Source organism: Halocatena salina (assembly GCF_023115355.1).
Taxonomy (GTDB): domain Archaea; phylum Halobacteriota; class Halobacteria; order Halobacteriales; family Haloarculaceae; genus Halocatena; species Halocatena salina.
The window spans coordinates 11,804-31,473 of sequence record NZ_CP096022.1; the positions used below are offsets into that span (position 1 = coordinate 11,804).

A 19,670-nucleotide genomic window follows, 5' to 3' on the forward strand; every position below is an offset into this window, starting at 1 on the left:
GTGCATTTACTGAGGACTCCTGCGTTCCTGAGGCGCAAACGGTTTCGAGTGGTAGTCAACCGAAGTGGGTAATTGTGTGATTCACTCGGGAGGGTGGACTGTCTGATCTCTGATCGGAGAGCTACCGCCTATTCCACCCATATTACCGGGAACGTTCCTCGCTCGGGAAAAACGTTACCAACCAATAGATAGATAATAGTAATTGTTACTAGAATAAATTTATTATCTTGTTTGTGTATTGTGGTGTTGGTGTTTAGTGATGGCACATGACAGACGCACGTTTTTACGTGCAATCGCAGCAGGCAGTATTGGAACCGTTGTACTCGGTGGCACGGCCACGGCAGCCTCTACGCTCACCGTTAAAGGTAGTGGTACGGATATCTGGAACGAGGCCGACGAGGGACACTACTATTTCACCGATGTCCGGGGAGATTTCGACGTGACGGTTCACGTCACGAACGTCGAAGACACTGATGGATGGGCTAAAGCCGGGTTGTTGTTCCGCGAATCTCTCGCATCCGACGCCAAAAACGCAATGGTTCGGACGACGCCGGGGAACGAGTCGTCGTTCTCGTGGCGCGCGAACACGGGTGATTTTACGGAGAGTACGACCTCTGACGGTGGGGATGTCATCCGGAACGGTGGACAGATGGATGCCAACTGGCAGCGTCTGATCCGGACGGACGATACACTCCGTGCGTATCTCTCGACGGATGGCAGCGATTGGACGCTGATCGCCGAGTTGTCTTCGGTGGACTTCACGACTGACGGCTATTTAGGACTCGGTGTGACGAGTGCGAACAGTGGGACGTTGTGTACGAGTGAGTTCACCGATCTCGCGGGTATCACTCTGACGAACAACCGGGACTTGGGTTCTCCCGAGATATCCGGAAGCGTCTCCGGTGGAACAGGAGGGAACGATCCGTTGCCGCTCGTCTCGACCGGATCTGTATCGAACGTTGGAGCGACCAGCGTCACGTTGTCGGCCTCACTCGCTTCGCTCGGGAACGCATCCACAGCCGATGTCTCCTTCGAGTACCGGGAATCGGATGCCACTTCGTGGAACAGTTCCGAGACACAGACGCTCTCTTCGAGTGGATCGTTCGAAATCGAGGTTTCGAAACTCACGAACGAGACGGACTACGAGTACCGTGCGGTTGCGAACGCCAGCGACGGCGATACGGACACCGGTTTCGTCGAGACGGTGACGACGCGACCGCCGGACACACAGCCGATCGTCTCGACGGAAACGGCATCAGACGTCTCTTCTACAGCGGCAACGCTATCAGGATCCCTCGACGACCTCGGGGGTGCGTTCGACGCGGACGTTTTCTTCGAATATCGGCAAGCCGGTAGCTCTTCGTGGACCGCGACGACGCCACAGAATCTGTCCGAGACTGGCCCGTTCGAGCAAACCGAATTCGGACTGGTGAACGATACTGACTACGAGTTCCGAGCAGCACTCGACGCCGAAGACGGTGATACGGCCTTGGGAGAGATAGCGACGTTCGTGACAGCCGAAGGAGTCAGCGGTGGATCCTACGTTGACTACGAGGACGGCTTTGCAGACGTGTCGTGGTTCGATGACAGCGTTCAGGTCATCAAAATCCAGAGTCTTTCTGTAAGTGATATTCAAGCTGCACTGGATACAGCTGGGCCCCGCGTGGTCGTTTTTGAGGAGAGCGGTGTCCTCGACTTGGAAAACCAAACACTTGAGATCACCGAGCCGAACTGCTGGGTCGCAGGTCAGACAGCTCCAGCTCCGGGCATCACATTCACGAACGGCTTTTTCCAGGTCGACGCTGACGACTGCATCGTCCAACACGTCCGTGTCTTCCGCGGTGACGAAAGTGGTGGAGAGGGTACCGATCCGATGAACAGCGCTGATGGTACTCAAAACGTCATTTTCGACCATTGCACGGCGTTTTGGGGCCGCGATGAAAACCTCTCGGTGGGTTACGACAGCACCGACACGACGTTGTCCAACTGTTTCATTGCTGAAGGACTAGAGGATCCCGAAGAAAACTCCAACGGGACCCTCATCGGCGACGGGGCGACGAACGTCGCTATCATGGGGTCCCTTTATGCGAAGAACAACGATCGCAACCCTCGCCACAAAGACGACACCGACGCCGTTCTCGCCAACAATCTCACGTACTACTTCGATAAGGCCTCTTGGATGTCCAGTGGCGCGACGGCTGCGATTGTCGGCTGTGGGTACATCGGCCGATTCGATTGGTCAGACGCCGTCGTCTGGGGCGACGGAAGCGCTTACTTTGAGGACAACTTCGTGACCGATCCGGGGTTAGACGGGCGAGCCTTCCAGAACGTCGCCACTGAACTCTCATCGCCACCGCAGTGGCCAAACGGGTTCGAAGCGATGCCTGCTGGCGATGTCGAGAGTCACAACGTCACCTACGCCGGAGCTTGGCCGGCCGAACGGATCGATACGGAAAAACGCGTCCTCGACGAACTCCGAAACCGGTCGTTGGACACGGATGTTCCTCCGGATGATTCAGCCGCGGACTCCGACATCCCCGACAGCGTGAGCGAAGCCGGTGGCTATCCAGATCACGGCGGAGCCACCCACTCGCTGACGATCCCTGATTCGGGCCTGCAAGATTGGCTCGACCAGCAAGCGATAGGCGCCGAAACCGGCAGCGGCAACTGACGATGGATCGGTACTCCCTCGACAGCTAGCCACAACGCTATTTCGGATGCGATCGAACTGCGGTATCCGATCCGTCTGATCAGCAGCGATCCACCCACGGAACGGTAGTAGATGTGAAATATGTATCAGATATACTATCCCCTTTTCATCATATTCGTCTCGGACACGTCGTCCTTTTCTGCTGAGATGTCCGTCGCTGTTAGAGAGGCACCGGTCGAATTCACGGTGGTCACCTGTACGTCCCGCTGGGGGAACGGAATCTCGATGTCGTTGGCATTCAGTCGCTTATAGATCGTCCGGTTGAGTTCGTGGCGGGCTTTGACGACTCGAGTCGGTGAATGCACCCAACAGAAGAGTTCGTATTCGAGTGCCGAGTCGCCGAACCGACGAAATCGCATCCGTGGTTTCGGCGTGTCGAGGACGAGTGATTCCTCGCTTGCGATGTCCACGACCATTTCTTCGAATGCGTCGATATCGGTGCCGTATCCGACTCCGATCGGGACACGGAGGCGCTTTCTGGTTTGGGGTGCCGATTGGTTGATCACTTTCGCGGCGTTGAGAACAGAGTTCGGAACGGTGATGACAACTTCATCGCGCGTCATGAGTGTCGTGGAACGCACGCCCACCTTGACGACAGTCCCCGCTTCCCCGGAGTCCAGTTCGATGTAATCGCCCAGCTTGTACGTGTCGTCGAAGTACAGCGCGATACCACCGAAGAAATTGGCGACGGTGTCCCGAGCGGCGAAACCGACAGCGATGCCGGCGACCCCCGCAGCACCCAACAGCGGCGAGATACTGTACTCCCAGATGGAGAGCAACAACACAGTGGTGCCGACAACGACGACGAGTGTCCAGATATTTGAAAAAATGGGTGCGAAATCGAATCGTGAATCCTTGCCTTTCACCTCCTCAACGGCCCGATTGACGATGCGGTTGGCCGCCAACGCCCACGTAAGTATAATGATCGACAGCGATGGCTTCCCGAAGAATATTTCCAGCTGTTCGGATGTCAATAGCACGTTTTCGACCACGGATCGAATCTGTGTCAACAGATACACCCCCGTTAACGCAGCCGTGAGGACGATCGGCACCCGAAGCTCACCGACCAGAATGTGATCATACTGTGTTTCGGTGCGTTTCGTGTACTGTAACAACGATCTGAGTACGACGAACTCCAGTACTACTGCCACACTGATGGAAACTCCAAGCAGCAGTACGGTCGCTTGCCACACACCGATCCCATCGAGCAACTGGGTCAGATACCCACTAACTACCTCGTTCACGTCTCCTACTGGACGAGGACGGAAGTAAGCGCGTCGAACCTGTAACCACAGGGAAATTCTATCCTGATCTAATCACGGATACTAATATAATATAAACGATAAATATGGGGATCGAATTCATATCAATCAAATCATGTAATGGTTGTTGGTATATTTATGTATCATATCCTGACGTTGTGCATCCAGTCGTCGAGTGCGTCGTGGTAGCCGGACTTGTCGGGTGTGGGCAGCGCATCGAGCGCGTTGAACTGTTCGACGATGGCAGCTCTCGTCCGCTGTTCGAGCGCATCAGGAACGGTCGGTTCGTCGATCTCACGTTTGTGGTTGATCAGCTCTTCGACGAGCTCCGGATTGCCTCCGTCGACTGCCGTGGCTAACGTTTGGACGTTCGCTTCGATATCTTCGTGATCGAGGACGTACTTCGCGCCGAGAAGCCCTCGATAGACGTAGAGGAATTCCTTCGGCCGTGGATCGTATCCCACCGGTTTCTCGGGGTCGAGGTGTTTGTAGTAGTTCGATTTTGCCATCCCGAGATACGCGTGAGGCACGTTCATCGGAAGATGTTCTCGGATGAGCGCCTCCAATGCATCCATCTCCAACGGTAGTCCGTTCATTACCGTCGGTGCCTCGAACACCAACTCGATCACGTTGTAGTTGGCTTTCGCCAGCAACGATCCGAACTTCTTCAACTCGTAACTCCGGAGATCGATATCGGCATACGTTTCGAATCCCTCGGTCGTCCCGTCCATGTTGATCGTTACTTCCTCGACCGGGGTCTGTAGATACGCGTATTCTTCGGCTGGAGCGACATGAATCCCACGAACGTCGATATCACTGTCGGAACTGTCGAATCCGTACACGTGGCTGCCCGTCACCGCATAAAAGCGAGGCTGATACTGCGTCCCTTTTTGGGCGACGGCTTCTTCGATGAACGTCCGTATCTCTTCCTCGCTGTACGTCAAGCCGAGATCTTCACTCGTCATTCGTTCCCTCCTCTTCGATACAGTCTCCTATTGATAATGAATCCCCGACGTGAGACTCTCACACGCTACCGTGGCTTCATTCGTTCGGATCACCGTAGTCTTCTTCCTCGTCATCGTCGTCGTTATCGTTATCGTCATCGTCGTCGTTATCGTTATCCTCCCTGTTTCCGTCGAGATCATCTCCGACGTCATCACCGGCAATATGTCTCGCACGGTCGTTCATCGCGGGTGTGGTGAGGGAAAGGATCCGATCTCGAAGCGATTCGAACGTTTGCTCCGTGAGTCCGAACTCCGTTCGAAGAGCGGGTGGAAGTGGCTGTGTGGCTTGCTGGACGCGGTCGAGACGTTGTTCGAGCGTTCGGCTCTCTGCCACGAACGAGACCAACTGTGTACGGTTATCGCCGTCACTTTGCCGGATATCGGCTTTTCGTGTTTCCAACGTTTCCAGCATAGAACGTATCTGTCTGGTTTCAGATTCGATGACTGCAGCCCGTGATTCATCGCTCGAGGAGCGAGTGAGTCGTTCTTCGAACGACCGAGTCATATATTCATCACGCAGTTCGACTTCCTGTGCACCGACGATCCCTGCGTAGTTGCTCTCCGCAGCATCCTCGGAACCGTTCACGGGTGGGGAATCCGCAAGATCCTCATCGATTTCAAAGAGGAAGATGCCAGCGCTCACCGCACACAGTACCGCGAGACCGATCAGTACCGTTGCAATCACGTTCGTCGAGTCTTTCACACGTGTCGTTAGCCGACCATCACTCGTCCCGTTCGTAGTCACGGGTTCGTCTGATCGGTCGTCGATCGATTCGTTCGTCCTCATGACTCTTCCTCGTGATCTTCGTCCGTAGACGCTGATAGCACGTTTTGATTCCCGATCCTGAATCTCTCGATAGCATCACGCTCACGCAACGCACTCACGCTCCGACTGACTTTCGCATCACTCCAGTCCAATTCCGCAACGAGTTCCTGTTGTTTGACGCGCCCACCACGCCGGGTGATTTCCCAGAGGATCCGTTCCTCATTACTCATCAGTTCGGGATCCACCCCCGGTTTCTGGCTCGAATCGGACTGATCGCCGTCAGGATGTGTCGGTCGTGTCTCGTCGGCTGTCGGAGCCGATGGCTGTTCGTTTTCGCTTCGATCAACATGCCACCACAATACTCCCCCACTTGCTGCGAACAGACCGCTCAACAGGAGTAACGCGGCTGGCACTGGATCGATACGGAACCCCTCTGGAACGAGTTTCATTCGTGGTCCCTCGCGGTCGAACCAGGTCGGTCCACTCCAGATCACTGCGTTCGCACGCTGTTCGCTGGCGCTATTGTCGACCGTTCGTGTCCGGTATCCATCGGGCCACGAGATCTGTAGTTGCATCGTCTTGTCGAGAAAGAGTCCCGCTAACGCGTCTCCGACCGTGAGCTTCCCTTGCTTTTCCGCTGCGAAGCCGTGCCACACGAACGTGTACACCACAACGCTGTGGGGCTGTGGGAGTTGACGCGTCTCTGCGTGTATTGTGGTATTGGTTACATTCATCGATCGTCCGGTTCTGTTCTCCGCATTCTCCACGGTCTGAGCCACACGTCGCTCGAACCGATTCAAATACGCCGTTCGATTCGACGCGATATCGTCTCGGAACCGGGTGAACGCGCTTCCGTTCGCTTCGCGTGCGAATCGATATTCGACGCGTGCAACAGCAGCTCCGTCGTCTCGAACATCGAAACGGAGGAGAACGCGATCCACATCGAGCTCCGATCTCTGAAACTGGGTGTCTCTCGGAGAGTCGATGGTATCGGAAGCAACAGAGATCGTACCGAAAATGCCCAGTGACGCAGCGATAACGGCAAGTAAAACGGAAAGGTAGGTGACCAGTTGCATACGCTTGTGATCTTAGTCATACAACAGAACGGGTAAAGGGCTATCGGCAGCCACCACGAATTGATCAACGCGGCAAAACGCCGAAAACCGCTGTAAATGGCCGTAAAACCCACGAAAATGGCAGCAATGACGTCACCGTTTTTTGGCCCTTGCCCCCTTGCCCTCCGATGGAGCAATGAAGCGAATACCACTCATACTCTTGCTCACTGCCGTGGTGATCGGCAGTGTTGCAGTCATCGGTGGAACCCCCACGCTCGCGGGGAACGTAAGCGACTGGAATGACCACGATGATAACCACGACGACCACGACGAACGCGATGAGGAGAGCACTGAGAACAAGCTTTCCGTTTCATTTACTGATAGCCACTGGGATGTGGTCATCGACGAGGACACCGACGATGTCCGCGCTGCTGGAAACGTCTCCATCAAGCCCGACGTCGAGATCGATGGTACCGTTGAAACCGACGGCAACGTCGACCTCGGTGACGACGCCGAAGTCGACGGCGATATCGTGACCGACGGCGATGTTACACTTCGGGATGACACCGAGGTCGATGGCACCGTGACCGGACGTTCCGTTTCGATCGCTACCGACGCCGAAGTCGACGGAGCTATCAGGGAAACGTCGTAGCGGCTGGATCGGGTTGACAGTGTAGCTCGGAACAGTCGTTAAAGCGCGCCGCGTTTTCGTTCGCATCCGGGACTACTGATCCGAGAAGAGATTCATAAAACGAATTAAATACACTAACCACATCAAAATATACATATTTGCGGAAGTTTATACTGTCCGTCCCTCAATTCCTGCCATGGTACCAACGATAACGCGAATAGAAAGCCGTGAGTTTCAGTATCCACTCGAAGACATCGGAACGGATCGAAACGGATTCAATCTCATCTACGAACCGGGACAGACGACGTGGCGCAATCTATTCGGCATCAAAATTCATACCGACTGTGGGGTTACCGGGACGTACGTGGGTGGCAACTCTCCCGGCGCTGCCCAGATAAACATGTTTGCCGATTATCTCATCGGCAAGAATCCGCTCGAACGCGAGAAACATTGGAGCGAGATCAAACGGGCACTTCGGAAGTACGATCGGATGGGAATCGGTCCGATCGATATCGCGCTCTGGGATTTCGCAGGGAAGTACTACGATGCTCCGATTCACGAACTGCTCGGCACCTATCGTACATCGATCCCTGCGTACGCGTCGACGTATCACGGTGATGAAAACGGAGGCCTCGATTCACCGGAAGCTTTCGCCGATTTCGCTCAAGCGTGTTACGAACGTGGGTTTCCGGGGTACAAGATCCATGGCTGGGGTGGAAGCGATGCGAGCCGTGATATCGATCGTGAGATCGAGTCGATAACCGCCGTCGGTGAACGAGTGGGTGACGAGATGAATCTTATGTTCGATCCCGCCTGTGAGTACGAGACGTTCGCCGACGCCCTCACGGTCGGACGAGCACTTGATGAACAAAACTTCTTCTGGTATGAAGATCCCTACCGCGATGGTGGCATTTCACAGCAGGGACACCGTCGGCTCCGTGACAAACTCCAGACACCGATCTTGCAGACCGAACACGTTCGCGGGCTCGAATCACACGCGGATTTCGTCGTCAGCGAGGGAACTGATTTCGTTCGTGCCGATCCCGAGTACGACGCAGGGATCACGGGTGCGATGAAAATCGTTCATATGGCCGAATCGTTCGGTCTCGATGTCGAGTTCCATGCTCCGGGTCCAGCACAGCGACACTGTATCGCTGCAACACGGAACACGAACTACTACGAATTGGCTTTGCTTCATCCCAACTGCCAGAACACCCAACCGCCAGTTTATAACGGTGACTACTCGGATATGATCGACACCGTCGACGAGAACGGCCACGTTACCGTTCCGGACGGGCCCGGTCTCGGCGTTGACTACGACTGGGAGTACATCGAGAACAACCAAACCGGTTCCCTCCACGTCTATGAGTGAGCATCGACGGCCTTCGAAGCCGGATCTATTTGACAGCAGTAGACGACGAACATCCTAGTTCGGAGAGTTCGTTTCGATCGTCCCCCCCGATTCGATGCGAACTGTTCCCACGGCTTCGACGGCAGCGTTTTGTTCCAGTTCGCCGATCGTCCGTTCCGGGTCGACCAGCGCCCAGAGCTGATTGTCGCCGCTCAGCAGCTTTTCTGTATAGAGCTCGGAGTCAACCACGGCGGTTTCATCGGCAGCGAGCGCTGGAATCGATAGATCACTCCCGATCGGTTTCCGCTCGTCACTCACGTTTACGAGCCGAACGATGGTTGCTGCCGATCGCGCAGTCCCGATGTTACGTACACGGACGGTGACCCGGACGTGTTCCTCGTTCTGATCGAGTTCGATCTCGGACGAATCGATCGTAAGGGCGGCCACGGAGACGTGATCAGCTTCGAGCGAGATCGTCTGTCCCGGCTCAGTCGAGAACTCGACGACCCGCGCTGCTGGCCGGCGCACAGTGGGCTTGTTGCCGTGACTTACCGACGCGATCGAAAGCTGGACACCGTCGTGGGTGCGAACGCGACATTCCCCACCGGTCGCCGAGTGGATCGTCGCCGTGTCGAGTTGTCCATCGGACCACTCCATATCGATCTCGAACACACCTCGGGCTCGTAATCCCTTCACTTCGCCCTCAGCCCACTGGTCAGGGAGAGCGGGAAGAAGACTCAGCTCTCCCGCATGGTCGTGTAACAGCATTTCAGCGATACCGGCGGTACCACCGAAGTTACCGTCGATCTGAAACGGCGGATGCGTATCGAAGAGGTTGGATAAGGTCGACTGCCTGAACAACGCCAAGAGGTTTTCGTGGGCGCTCTCTCCGTCTTCGAACCGTGCCCACTGATTTATGAGCCATGCCCGACTCCAGCCCGTATGACCGCTTCCGTGTTCGAGTCGGCGTTCGAGTGCGTTTCGCACGGCGTGGCTCAAAACGGGTGTCTCACGGAGCGTAAACTGGTCTCCTGGATGGAACGCGAACAGATGTGAGAAGTGTCGATGTCCCGGATTCGCTTCCTCGTAATCGTGTATCCACTCCTGTAATGTTCCGTCCGTTCCGATCTGATACGGTGGGAGTCGCATCACTGCCTCCGAAAGCTCCTCGCTCAACGATGTATCGATGTCGAGCGTCTCCGCGGCCGCTATACAGTGACCGAACAGGTCGTGGATGAGTTGAATGTCCATCGTCGGGGCAACGTCATAGAGCGCCGTATACCCGTCATCGTTGATGAACGAATTCTCCGGTGAGTTCGACGGAGCGGTAACGAGTCTTCCCTGATCATCCTCGATGAGGAAATCGAGGACGAACCGGGCAGCGTCCTTCATGATTGGATAACCCGTTTCTCGAAGGAACTCCCGATCACCGGTTTTCGCGTAGTGCTCCCAGAGCAACCGACATTGCCAGACGGCTCCCATGGGCCAAACCGCCCCGAACCATCCTTCCGGTGGCGTACTTCCCCATACGTCACTCGACACGTGGTCGACGAAGCCATCACAGCCATAATGGATTGATGCCGTTTTTCGACCCGGTTCTCGCTGTGTATCGAGCCAGTCGACCAAGGGTTGGACGCATTCTGAAAGGTTACAGACGTCCGCCAGCCAGTAGTTCATCTGGAGGTTGATGTTCATATGGTAATCACTCTGCCACGGAGGATACATCTCCTTGTTCCAAATCCCCTGTAAATTCGCCGGCAGTCTGCCGTTTGGACGAGAACTACTCATCAACAAGTACCGTCCGTAGTGGAAATACAGCTCCGTCAACGTTGGATCGATATCTCCGTCTTGAACGGCTGCGAGCCGTTCGTCAGTAGGGAGTGGCGTTTCAGTTCCGCCGAGATCGAGTTCTACCCGCCGGAACAACGCTCGGTGATCCGTGACATGAGTGCTCCGCAACTGCTCGTACGGCTTGGCTGCTGCCGCTTCGAGCAGGTGTTCGACGGTGTCTTCGGGATCTCTCGTCGTTCGAAACCCCGTTGCTCCCGTAAAGAGCAGCGTGATCCCCACTCTATCTTCGATATCCATCCGGTCATCGGTCGTCGAAACAGATCCAGTCGTCTGTGGTATCGCCCGGAGCCGTCCCTCGAATTCGACCCCCGGACCGTCGAAGCCGATCGATGGGTCCTCTTGGATCTGCCCCCGAAGAACGAGATCGTCGCCGTCGGCCACGGTTTCGGCGTCTTGTTCGCGTGTCAGCGAAACGGAAACTGAAACCGGATCCGGCCCTCGTGCTGTGAGCCGGACCACTAAAACGTCGTCCGGAGCGGATACGAACGCTTCCCGTTCGTATTTCGTTCGACCGGTTCGGTAGCGGACTCGTGCAATGCCCGCATCGAGATCGAGCTCGCGGTGATAGTCTACAACGTCCGTGTGACCGACATTGATGAACAGATCGCCAAACGATTGATACGGTCGTATCAGGGTCTCGTAATCAGGAGGATCGCCCAACATGTGGGGATCGATGAGTGTTTCGGCTTGTTCGTGTTCGCCTTTCAGTAGATGTTCCCGAACAGCGGACAGTACCTCGGCCGCCATCGGATCGTTTCCGTCCGGTTCGTGTTGGCTTCCTGCCCAGAGGCTTTCCTCATTGAGTTGTATCCGCTCTTGGTCTGTTCGACCGAAAACCATCGCACCCATCCGTCCGTTGCCGAGCGGGAGCGCCTCCGATTCCCAGTCTTCGGCAGGATCAGTATACCACAGCTTCGGCGTCTCGTCCCCGTCGTCCGTCTTGTGACCCTTCGTTGAACTGGCTACTCTATCCGCGAACAGAAGCGCTCCTATGCCAGCCAGCATCGTTCGCCGGGAGAACTCGGAGCCGCTCCCAACGCACCTGTTTGACTGTGCCGCTGTCTCTGCCGATTGGTCGATCACCATCTGTGTTCTGTGCGAGTATTCTCGTACAAGTATAAACTTTTAATGATAAAATTATTATAATAGTAGGCAGGTATAAATGATTGATTCCGACGGTTACAGAACTCGATGCACTCTGCGATGGCACCGTGATCGGCGTCCCTACGGATCTCACTTAATCTACAGATATCGATTGAGCACTGAGCCGAAGACATCACTGTTCTCGTCAACAACGCTCCCGTCTCGGTGATCCGAGGACATCGCCACGGTTCTGTATTCCTGCGACGACCTCACTAACGACAATACAAAATTTTATAATCTACAGACACACGGGTATCTTTGGGTAAGACGATCGTTGATGAATAGTAATCTATTTCCACGTCGAAAGGATTATTATTCTAGTAGTTGTATTAAAAACAACCAGTGAATACAGCACGACAATCCCTAATCTGGCGACAAGACGATAGCAGTAATTTCGAACGCTGCAACTGTTTATCAGAAGATGTACTGTATGAATACCGGGGAGATATCGGCTGTCCGGTTACGAGGCAGTCGAATGATTCCCACGATCCGAAGGAACGATATCCACTGTCTCGGTACTGGAACACGTCCCAGAGGTGAACTGAGATGATGGAGATTCGCCCGTATCTGACTCGAATCGGTATGTCTCCGGACTCCAACATCACTCCAAATCTCGAGCATCTCCGGAAGCTACAGCGTTCCCACTTGCTTTCAGTACCGTTTGAGACTCTCGACATCGCACGCGACGAGCCGATCGTCCTTGATCGGCCGTCTCTCTATACGAAGATCGTCGAGCGGAAGCGGGGTGGCTTCTGCTATGAACTCAACTCACTGTTCGGTTGGCTTCTCGATCAGCTCGGATACGATGTGCGCCTCATTGAGGGTCGGGTTCGCCACGAGGGGGGGAACTTCGGACCTCCGTTTGATCATATGGCCCTCCTCATCAATCTCGATCGATCGTATGTCGTCGACGTCGGGTATGGTCGTTTCTGTCGGGTCCCGCTGCCTCTCTCTGGCGATTCACGTACTGGGTTGGAAGGAACGTACGAGATCGTTCCTGCTGATGACACGAATCACTACTTCGCTATGGAACTGGCTGCGGATGAAGGTTGGAAACCGACCTACCGGTTCACGACTGCAGCGCGGGAACTCTCTGATTTCAATGAGATGTGTGAGTATCAACAAACCGCCCAGGATTCACCATTCACTGGCCGGACTCTTTGTACGATTGCGACTACAACAGGTCGGATCACTCTTTCGAACGATAGCTTGACTGTCACGGAGAAGGGACACGAACAGACGACACAGATCGAATCTAAGCGTGAACGAGATCGGATTCTCAACGATCGTTTCGGTATCTCTTTCTGAGTCTCGGTACGGCTTCTGTCGGGAGTGGTGTTCTTGTGAGAACTTCAAACGTATCCTCAACAAGCGTAAACTGCTTCGGACCCCACCTTCTGTATGACGGATTCACCGTCCACAGCACAACTCGATACGCTCCTAGAGGTTTACGAACTGAAAGACGAACTCCGGACGGGGTGGGAGCTTCGCGGGATCGAAAACCCGGAGTCAGTCGCTGCACACACGTGGGGCACCGCGGTTCTCTGTCTGCTGTTCGCTGACGAAGCTGACCTCGATCCGAACAAGGCCGTTTCGATGGCGCTCGTTCACGATCTCGCCGAGGCTCGCACCGGTGATGTGGCCACGCGCGCTGAGCCCGAATCTCAGAATATCGAACGAGAACAGAAAGAACAACGAGAGCGCGAAGTGATGACTGACTTCGTAGCTTCGTTCGATGCCCCTCATTTCATGGCGTTGTGGGAGTCCTACGAAACGAGAGAGTCCCCCCTTGCCCGCTTTGTGAAGGATATGGATCTGATCGACAACTGCCTCCAAGCACTCAAATATGAACGCCAACAGAGATACGATAAAAATGAAGATAACGAACATTTCGCGGAGTACGATCGCTTAGACGAGTTCTTTGCTACGGCCCAACCTCGATTACGGACGGAGATCGGGAACGATCTGTTCGATGTGATTCACGCTCGGTACGAACACCGACTGAACCACTCGGATCCCCCCGAGTAGAATCCCCTCGATCAGGCGTTCCGTTACCCCGAGTGCCAGGTGATTCTATTCGTGAATTCTGCGAGTAATATGTCTCATATCTGAAGGTGGTTTTCGAGAGCAGTATGAACGATGTGGCTGGGAGATTCGTACGGACTATCGTCGATTTGAATGAGCCGTTCAATAACGAACGAATACCGGGTGTAGTTCGGAATGGGTATCTCATTCGCACTAGTCTCAATATCGAGATAGTCAAGTAACGTATGTTGTACAAATTCGTGATATGAATCGAATTCTCCATGGATTTTGACTATCTCTCGTAATAGATGTTTGAGTACAGGATCGGTTTCGATATCGAAGCGGCGACTGGTGGTAATCTGATTTTCGAAACTCATCTGATCGTCCGTGATTACTGATCCAAGAAACTCTTCGAGAGCTGTATCAAGAAGATCAGTTCGTGAATCGTACTCAGTAGCTTCCTTCTCGACTACGCGGTCGACGAGAGCTAAAAGTACACCGTCGATCTTTACTGTCTTTTCGTCTACTGTCTCCTCTATAGTAGTTGCCACTTTATCGATCTTTCCATCCTTTGTATAATTATCATTTTCTATTGTTTTATGATCGTAGTCGATGACAGCTGTGGGATACTGTTTTTCTGGTTCCGCTTCGTCGTCAGACGAACCGTTTCCATCCATCTCCGGTGGAGATGTCTCTACATCGTTCGATACGTTTTCGTTTTCTTCTTTCATTGTTCTCGATGGGGCGTAACGTTCCTGCTTTGCGGTCGTCTTCGATTCGTTCGGATCGAGTGAACCATTTGGTTCCGATCGTTTTTTCCCGCCGAAAGCGACTGCTTCGTTTGTATCCTCAATGAGTTCAGTCAGCGGTGGAATCGTGGGAATAACAGTTCCGTTTCTATTAAACGGGACGAGCAAGGGCCTTTGGGGCTGTCTGCCATCGGCTCGGTGGAGATCTTCGTCGAACGATCCTCTGTCGCCATTGATGTGTTCTATGTAGTTATCGATCAGATAAAATTTCTCCCCACACCATCGACAGAGAGGATGGAAATGCACGTTTGTACGCAGTTCGTCCGGCAACGCAACCTGCATAGTTCCCTCTTTGAGTACAGGTGCACTGGCGGGATGAAACCCTTCAGGAACACTTCCTAACGAACCGTGCGATTCATCCTCCGAGTAAGCAACGTGTTTGAGCAACCCCGTAGCGTCGTGACTTGTATCACAAAATTCACACAAGAGACGGGGTTCAGTGTGCTCGCCAGTCCTCTCAACATCGTCTTTTGAAGATTCCTGAGCGATATCGTTTTCGTCAGATGTCATGGGGGAGCGTTCGATGGATTCTTCATCCGAATCAGGGGATGTATCCCGTACATTCATTTCGTTTTCTATATTGATTCCATATGTATCCGCGTATCGCTTGGTCGTGTTTCCGACCACTCCGAACAGCGCCGATCGTCGGTAGCTGCTCGTTACATGGGCCCTCTTCGATACGATGATGCTCGAATTATTTTCCGAGGTTGAGCGATGTTATACCGACGAACAAGACCACACCGATACTCAGCACTGTAAACGAGAGCGATCCGAGGGCAAAGCACGCATGAACCGTCAGTTGGCCGGCTTTGAGATCGGCCATCCCTCTCGATCGGAGATTTACCGAATCCCACCAGTCGACAAGGATCCAGTATCCATCGCCTCGTACCAAGGGATTGAGCGAGCAGAGGATTCGGACGTATCCGAACAGTACGACCACACTTACCACGGACCCTCCGGGTATGAGGAGTGAGATCCCGGCCAGAACCAGACATTGACAGAGATCGATCAACGGCCCAGCGATGCTGATCCAGATGCGGACGCTCTTGGGACAGCGCCAAGCCCCGTTGGTGGTCGTGACGAGCGCCGGGAACACGCCATTGAGCCTCCGTAACCGGATCGAGGGATCGAAGTACGGCCGCGCAGCGAGATAATGGCCTGCTTCGTGGATCACTGCCATCACACCGAACACCGGGATGGACAGTAGAAGCTGTTCGATCGTTCCCCCCGTCTCGAGCGCCGGGACGGTCTCAGGAGCGTCAATCAACCGATATCCGACGTAGACGGTTACTAGGGTGAACACGATCCCGAACGCTAGCAAGCGCGGCCAGAGAGTGATCCCTGCTGGCGTTGGAAGCTCCTTGACTGGCGTTTCGTCCCGAATATACTCCTGCTCGTGGAGCACAGAGAGCGCCCTCTGTTCGCCTTCTGTGAGTGTCTCGATCCCTCGATCGCCCCGGGCGACGGTCTTGAGTGTCTCCAGGAAGGTTGGGTCGATCCGCTTGTAGTCGCCGTTTTCGGTACGGAGCCAGTACAGGTTCTCCGTGCTTCCCCACGTGAATCCGATGTTCGAACGATCACCACTCATTCGAGGAACTCAGCGAGGTGACCTGCAACGTTCGTTCCTGCCCGCTCGTCGAATGTCGCGAACATCGGCGACGGGTTGGCTTCGAGGATCCGAAAGCTATCCTCCGTGACGATGATGTCGACGCCGGCGAAAGCGAGTCCTAAACAGTCCGCTGCACGACTGGCAGCCGCTGCAACGGGGGCAGGCGGATCGATCGTCTCGACCTCGTGAGGACCCATCCGATAATCGAGATTATCGCTTAGGATGTGAGCTGTTGCGACGATGTCCCCATCGACGACGAACAGCCTGTAGTTCGTCCCGTCGAGGCGCCGTTGGAATTGGACGGGAGCGTTGCTCAGTCGCTCCAAACGGTCCGGTTCGAGGTCTTCGGCAGTTACGATCCGAGCGTGGCCACCACCAGCGACTGGTTTGTATATCACCTCATCCACCTCCTCGACGAATTCCATGGCTGCCGTGGGGTCGTTCGTCGTCAGCGTCTTTGGAACGGGTAACCCAGCGTCTGCGAATCGTGCGAGCTGGTACGGTTTCAACCTGTGAACCGCCATCGTCTGAGGAGCGTTTACGATAGGGATACCTCGGTCGTCCAGATATCTCAACACCGACCCGAGGAGTCCCCGATACTCGGTGAGTTGATTGACCAACGAATACGGACGCGTATCGAGTTCGTCGGCGAAGTCAGAATTTCGGAGATCGAATCCGATCCGTCGGACGTAGACTGCTGACAGCGAATCAGGCTGGATCGGCTCCGAAACTGTCGTACGGATCCCTGATGCGACGTCGAATGAAAGAGGAACTTCCCCCGGCCAGTGGTCCGTGTCCCAGACGGCCCATTCAGTTCCCCGTGCATCGAGTTCCGTGGCTACTGCGCGGAGTTCCCGGTCCTCGGATGGTCCGATGAGCGCAACTGTCATTTATAATGAATTTGATATATACTGCATCATATAATTAATGCAACGGTGAATATGACAGTTTAGTAGATCTAAATAAGAGGGAGAGACAGATCACCGACTTCTTCTCCCATCGCCATCGTTGTCACTCCTATAGGTGTCGCATTTTCTCTTTCCTCTAGCTCTTCGATGAAGTGTACGTCTTCAGTCATCGGCAGTACAATCGAATAGTTGATATTATATAATATTTTCTGTTTTATTCGGGGTATAGACTCACTATGAAAATAATATTTGTTACCATTCGATAATATATGGGGATATACGAAATCTTCGACAGGTTGTTGATTTTCGTTAGCTGTGTTCGTCACAGGTCGTGATCGATCCCCGTGTCGACTCGTGTGAATGATCTCTGTATATTGTATATTTCTGATTTGCATGTGTAAATATACTGGTGGCAAATATAAGAGAACGGGAGGTACAAGGTTATTCTAGCCCATTAACCGATAATTGACGACAAGAGATTTCTTTCTTGACCGCTTTCCATATTTATGACATCGATTGCGGAGTTTACGATTCCTGCCGAAGAGTTCGCGTTGTGGACGACACTCAAACGCCTACCAGACATCGAAATCGAAGTTGATCGCGTCGTCGCTCACGATATGTCCCATGTTCTTCCGTTCGTCTGGGTGTCGTACGAGGAGAACGAGGAACTATCAACGGTTCTTGAAGACGATCCTAGCGTAGCGGAGTGTGAACTGCTTGCCGAATACGAAGACGAGCAGTTTTATCACATGACGTGGGCTGCTGACGTTCAGGTTGTAGGATACATGATCGTCGAGCAGAAGGCAACTGTCCAGCGGGCCATCGCACGTGATCGGGCGTGGCATCTACAGGTGTTGTTTCCCGATCGCAACGGAATTTCAGCGGTGAACGATTACGCCCAAGAACACGATCTCTCGTACGATCTTAGACGCCTCTACGATGTTGACGCGGTTCGTCGCGTTCGCTATGATCTCACGAGTAATCAACACGAAGCACTCATTAAAGGACTCGAATCCGGGTATTACGACATTCCACGGGAGGCCCAATTGGCGGATATTGCCGACGATCTCGGTATCTCTCATCAGGCACTCTCCGAACGCTTTCGTCGAGCGACCCGGCGTCTCATCGAGAACGCTCTTTTGGTCGAGGACGATAACAGTCCCCGACACTGAACACACTCTCGCGGTCGAAGAGGAGATTCCCAAAGCCGACACCATGGCCAGTCCCACAGACTAACTACGTGGGACGCGAGTAATACGAGATCGTGTCGAGAACGGGTGGTGCCCCGTGTTCCCTGTTTACGGTTCAAGGAGTACCTTCGTAACGCCTTCCTCTCGGTTGTCGAACGCCTCGTACATCTCGGGGGCGTCTTCTATATTCACGCGGTGAGAAACGAGGAAGCTTGGATCAGCGCGCCCCTCGATGATCATATCGCGCAGCCGTCGGTTGTACCGTTTCACGTCGCATTGACCAGTGCCGAGGCGCTGACCCTTCTCGAAGAGCTTGCCGAAGTCGATCCCTAACCGACCCGCTGCACTCATCTCGTCGGGTGCACCTGGATCCGAGGGGACGTACAACCCGACGATGCCGAGTCGGCCAGTGGGTCGCACGGTATCGATGAGTTGGTTGAGTACCACTGCCGGATTCTCGCGGGCAGGTGAGTACTCGTCTTTGTCCTGTGCCTCGGTCGCTGGGTCGATGGCCTGATAGCCAACAGCGTCGACCCCCTTGTCCACTTCTCCACCGTGTGCGTTCCTAACTTGTTCGGCAGGATCCCCTTCCTCGAAGTTGATCGGCGTCGCATCGCAGTATTCACTAGCGAGATCGAGTCGGCTCGGTACTCGATCTACCGAGTATATCTCGGCGGCACCCTGTAACTTCGCGCTGTAAGCGGCCATCAGTCCGACTGGTCCCGCACCGAAAACCACGACCGACTCGCCGGGTTGGAGATCCGCGAGCCGTGTGCCGTGCCACCCCGTCGGGAAGATGTCTGCCAACAGGGCAAAGGAATTCTCGTGTTCGTCGCCCTCTGGGAGTTGTAACGCGTTGAAGTCCGCGAACGGAACGCGTAGCTTTTCGGCCTGCCCGCCCTGATAGGGTCCCATTCCCACGTATCCATACGCGCCGCCGGCGGGGACGCTCCCCGTCTTGTTGACGTTGATACAGAACCCGGTGTAGCCAGCCTCGCAGTTCCGACAGAATCCACAGGCCACGTTGAACGGAAGCACGATCCGGTCACCCTCCGAGAGCGTGGTGACGCCATCGCCGACTTCCTCGACGATGCCCATGTTCTCGTGACCGAAGACGATCCCCGGATCGGCGTCCGTCCGCCCCTCGTACATGTGTAGGTCCGACCCACAGATGGCCGTGGTCGTGATATCGATCACGGCATCGTTCGGGTTTTCGATCTTCGGTTCGTCGACCTCTTCGACGGCTACCTCGTGTTCGCCTTGGTAGACAACAGCTTTCATCGACATGTATCAACAACCTCTGACTATTATTTAATTAGCTTCGGGGTTAGAACTTTCTAAGGATGGATGAAATAT

General features: G+C 54.4%; 15 protein-coding genes. 6 read left to right on the plus strand and 9 right to left on the minus strand.

What is annotated here, in order from left to right:
- The first annotated feature begins 259 nt into the window (after nt 1-259).
- The gene (locus MW046_RS17165) at nt 260-2,671 is read left to right on the plus strand and encodes a hypothetical protein (protein WP_247995745.1); all 2,412 of its coding nucleotides are present in this window, start codon (nt 260-262) and stop codon (nt 2,669-2,671) included.
- A 134-nt stretch (nt 2,672-2,805) separates the two neighbouring features.
- On the opposite strand, the gene MW046_RS17170 is transcribed toward MW046_RS17165, so the two are convergent.
- The 4 genes from MW046_RS17170 to MW046_RS17185 all read right to left on the minus strand — a co-directional run bounded on the left by MW046_RS17170 (nt 2,806) and on the right by MW046_RS17185 (nt 6,818).
- On the minus strand, nt 2,806-3,954 hold the full coding sequence (locus tag MW046_RS17170; RefSeq protein ID WP_247995746.1) for a mechanosensitive ion channel family protein: 1,149 nt from the start codon (nt 3,952-3,954) through the stop codon (nt 2,806-2,808).
- Nucleotides 3,955-4,115: 161 nt separating this feature from the next.
- Nucleotides 4,116-4,937, minus strand: coding sequence for a nucleotidyltransferase domain-containing protein (locus MW046_RS17175; RefSeq protein WP_247995747.1), 822 nt, complete (start codon nt 4,935-4,937; stop codon nt 4,116-4,118).
- 76 nt (nt 4,938-5,013) lie between these two features.
- Nucleotides 5,014-5,763, minus strand: a complete 750-nt coding sequence (locus tag MW046_RS17180) for a hypothetical protein (RefSeq protein ID WP_247995748.1) — start codon at nt 5,761-5,763, stop codon at nt 5,014-5,016.
- Nucleotides 5,760-6,818: a DUF7343 domain-containing protein gene (locus MW046_RS17185; RefSeq protein ID WP_247995749.1), complete on the minus strand. Its 1,059-nt coding sequence runs from the start codon at nt 6,816-6,818 to the stop codon at nt 5,760-5,762. Before MW046_RS17185 ends, MW046_RS17180 begins: the two co-directional genes overlap by 4 nt.
- 175 nt (nt 6,819-6,993) lie before the next feature.
- Here MW046_RS17185 and MW046_RS17190 point away from each other — a divergent pair, with 175 nt between their 5' ends.
- Nucleotides 6,994-7,449, plus strand: coding sequence for a bactofilin family protein (locus MW046_RS17190; RefSeq protein ID WP_247995750.1), 456 nt, complete (start codon nt 6,994-6,996; stop codon nt 7,447-7,449).
- Between the two features lie 175 nt (nt 7,450-7,624).
- Nucleotides 7,625-8,800 carry a mandelate racemase family protein gene (locus tag MW046_RS17195; RefSeq protein ID WP_247995751.1) on the plus strand — a complete coding sequence of 392 codons (1,176 nt, stop codon included), beginning with the start codon at nt 7,625-7,627 and terminating at the stop codon, nt 8,798-8,800.
- Nucleotides 8,801-8,854: 54 nt separating this feature from the next.
- On the opposite strand, the gene MW046_RS17200 is transcribed toward MW046_RS17195, so the two are convergent.
- Entirely contained in the window at nt 8,855-11,716 is a 2,862-nt protein-coding gene (locus MW046_RS17200; protein WP_247995752.1) for a glycosyl hydrolase family 95 catalytic domain-containing protein, read from the minus strand.
- A 639-nt stretch (nt 11,717-12,355) separates the two neighbouring features.
- On the opposite strand from MW046_RS17200, the gene MW046_RS17205 reads away from it, so the two are divergent.
- Entirely contained in the window at nt 12,356-13,081 is a 726-nt protein-coding gene (locus MW046_RS17205; RefSeq protein WP_247995753.1) for an arylamine N-acetyltransferase family protein, read from the plus strand.
- Nucleotides 13,082-13,174: 93 nt separating this feature from the next.
- Nucleotides 13,175-13,801, plus strand: a complete 627-nt coding sequence (locus MW046_RS17210; protein ID WP_247995754.1) for an HD domain-containing protein — start codon at nt 13,175-13,177, stop codon at nt 13,799-13,801.
- 74 nt (nt 13,802-13,875) lie between these two features.
- Here the strand turns inward: MW046_RS17210 and MW046_RS17215 are convergent, their stop codons facing one another.
- From MW046_RS17215 to MW046_RS17225, 3 genes are all read right to left on the minus strand, one after another.
- Nucleotides 13,876-15,234, minus strand: coding sequence for a hypothetical protein (locus MW046_RS17215; RefSeq protein ID WP_247995755.1), 1,359 nt, complete (start codon nt 15,232-15,234; stop codon nt 13,876-13,878).
- A gap of 67 nt (nt 15,235-15,301) precedes the next feature.
- Entirely contained in the window at nt 15,302-16,195 is an 894-nt protein-coding gene (locus MW046_RS17220) for a zinc metalloprotease (RefSeq protein WP_247995756.1), read from the minus strand.
- The gene (locus tag MW046_RS17225) at nt 16,192-17,106 is read right to left on the minus strand and encodes an ATP-grasp domain-containing protein (protein WP_247995757.1); all 915 of its coding nucleotides are present in this window, start codon (nt 17,104-17,106) and stop codon (nt 16,192-16,194) included. Before MW046_RS17225 ends, MW046_RS17220 begins: the two co-directional genes overlap by 4 nt.
- 524 nt (nt 17,107-17,630) lie before the next feature.
- Between MW046_RS17225 and MW046_RS17230 the strand changes: the two genes are divergently transcribed.
- Entirely contained in the window at nt 17,631-18,296 is a 666-nt protein-coding gene (locus MW046_RS17230; protein ID WP_247995758.1) for a helix-turn-helix domain-containing protein, read from the plus strand.
- A gap of 126 nt (nt 18,297-18,422) precedes the next feature.
- Here MW046_RS17230 and MW046_RS17235 read toward each other — a convergent pair whose 3' ends face one another.
- Complete coding sequence (locus MW046_RS17235) at nt 18,423-19,595, minus strand: glutathione-independent formaldehyde dehydrogenase (protein ID WP_247995876.1); 1,173 nt, start codon at nt 19,593-19,595, stop codon at nt 18,423-18,425.
- Nucleotides 19,596-19,670: the final 75 nt, after the last annotated feature.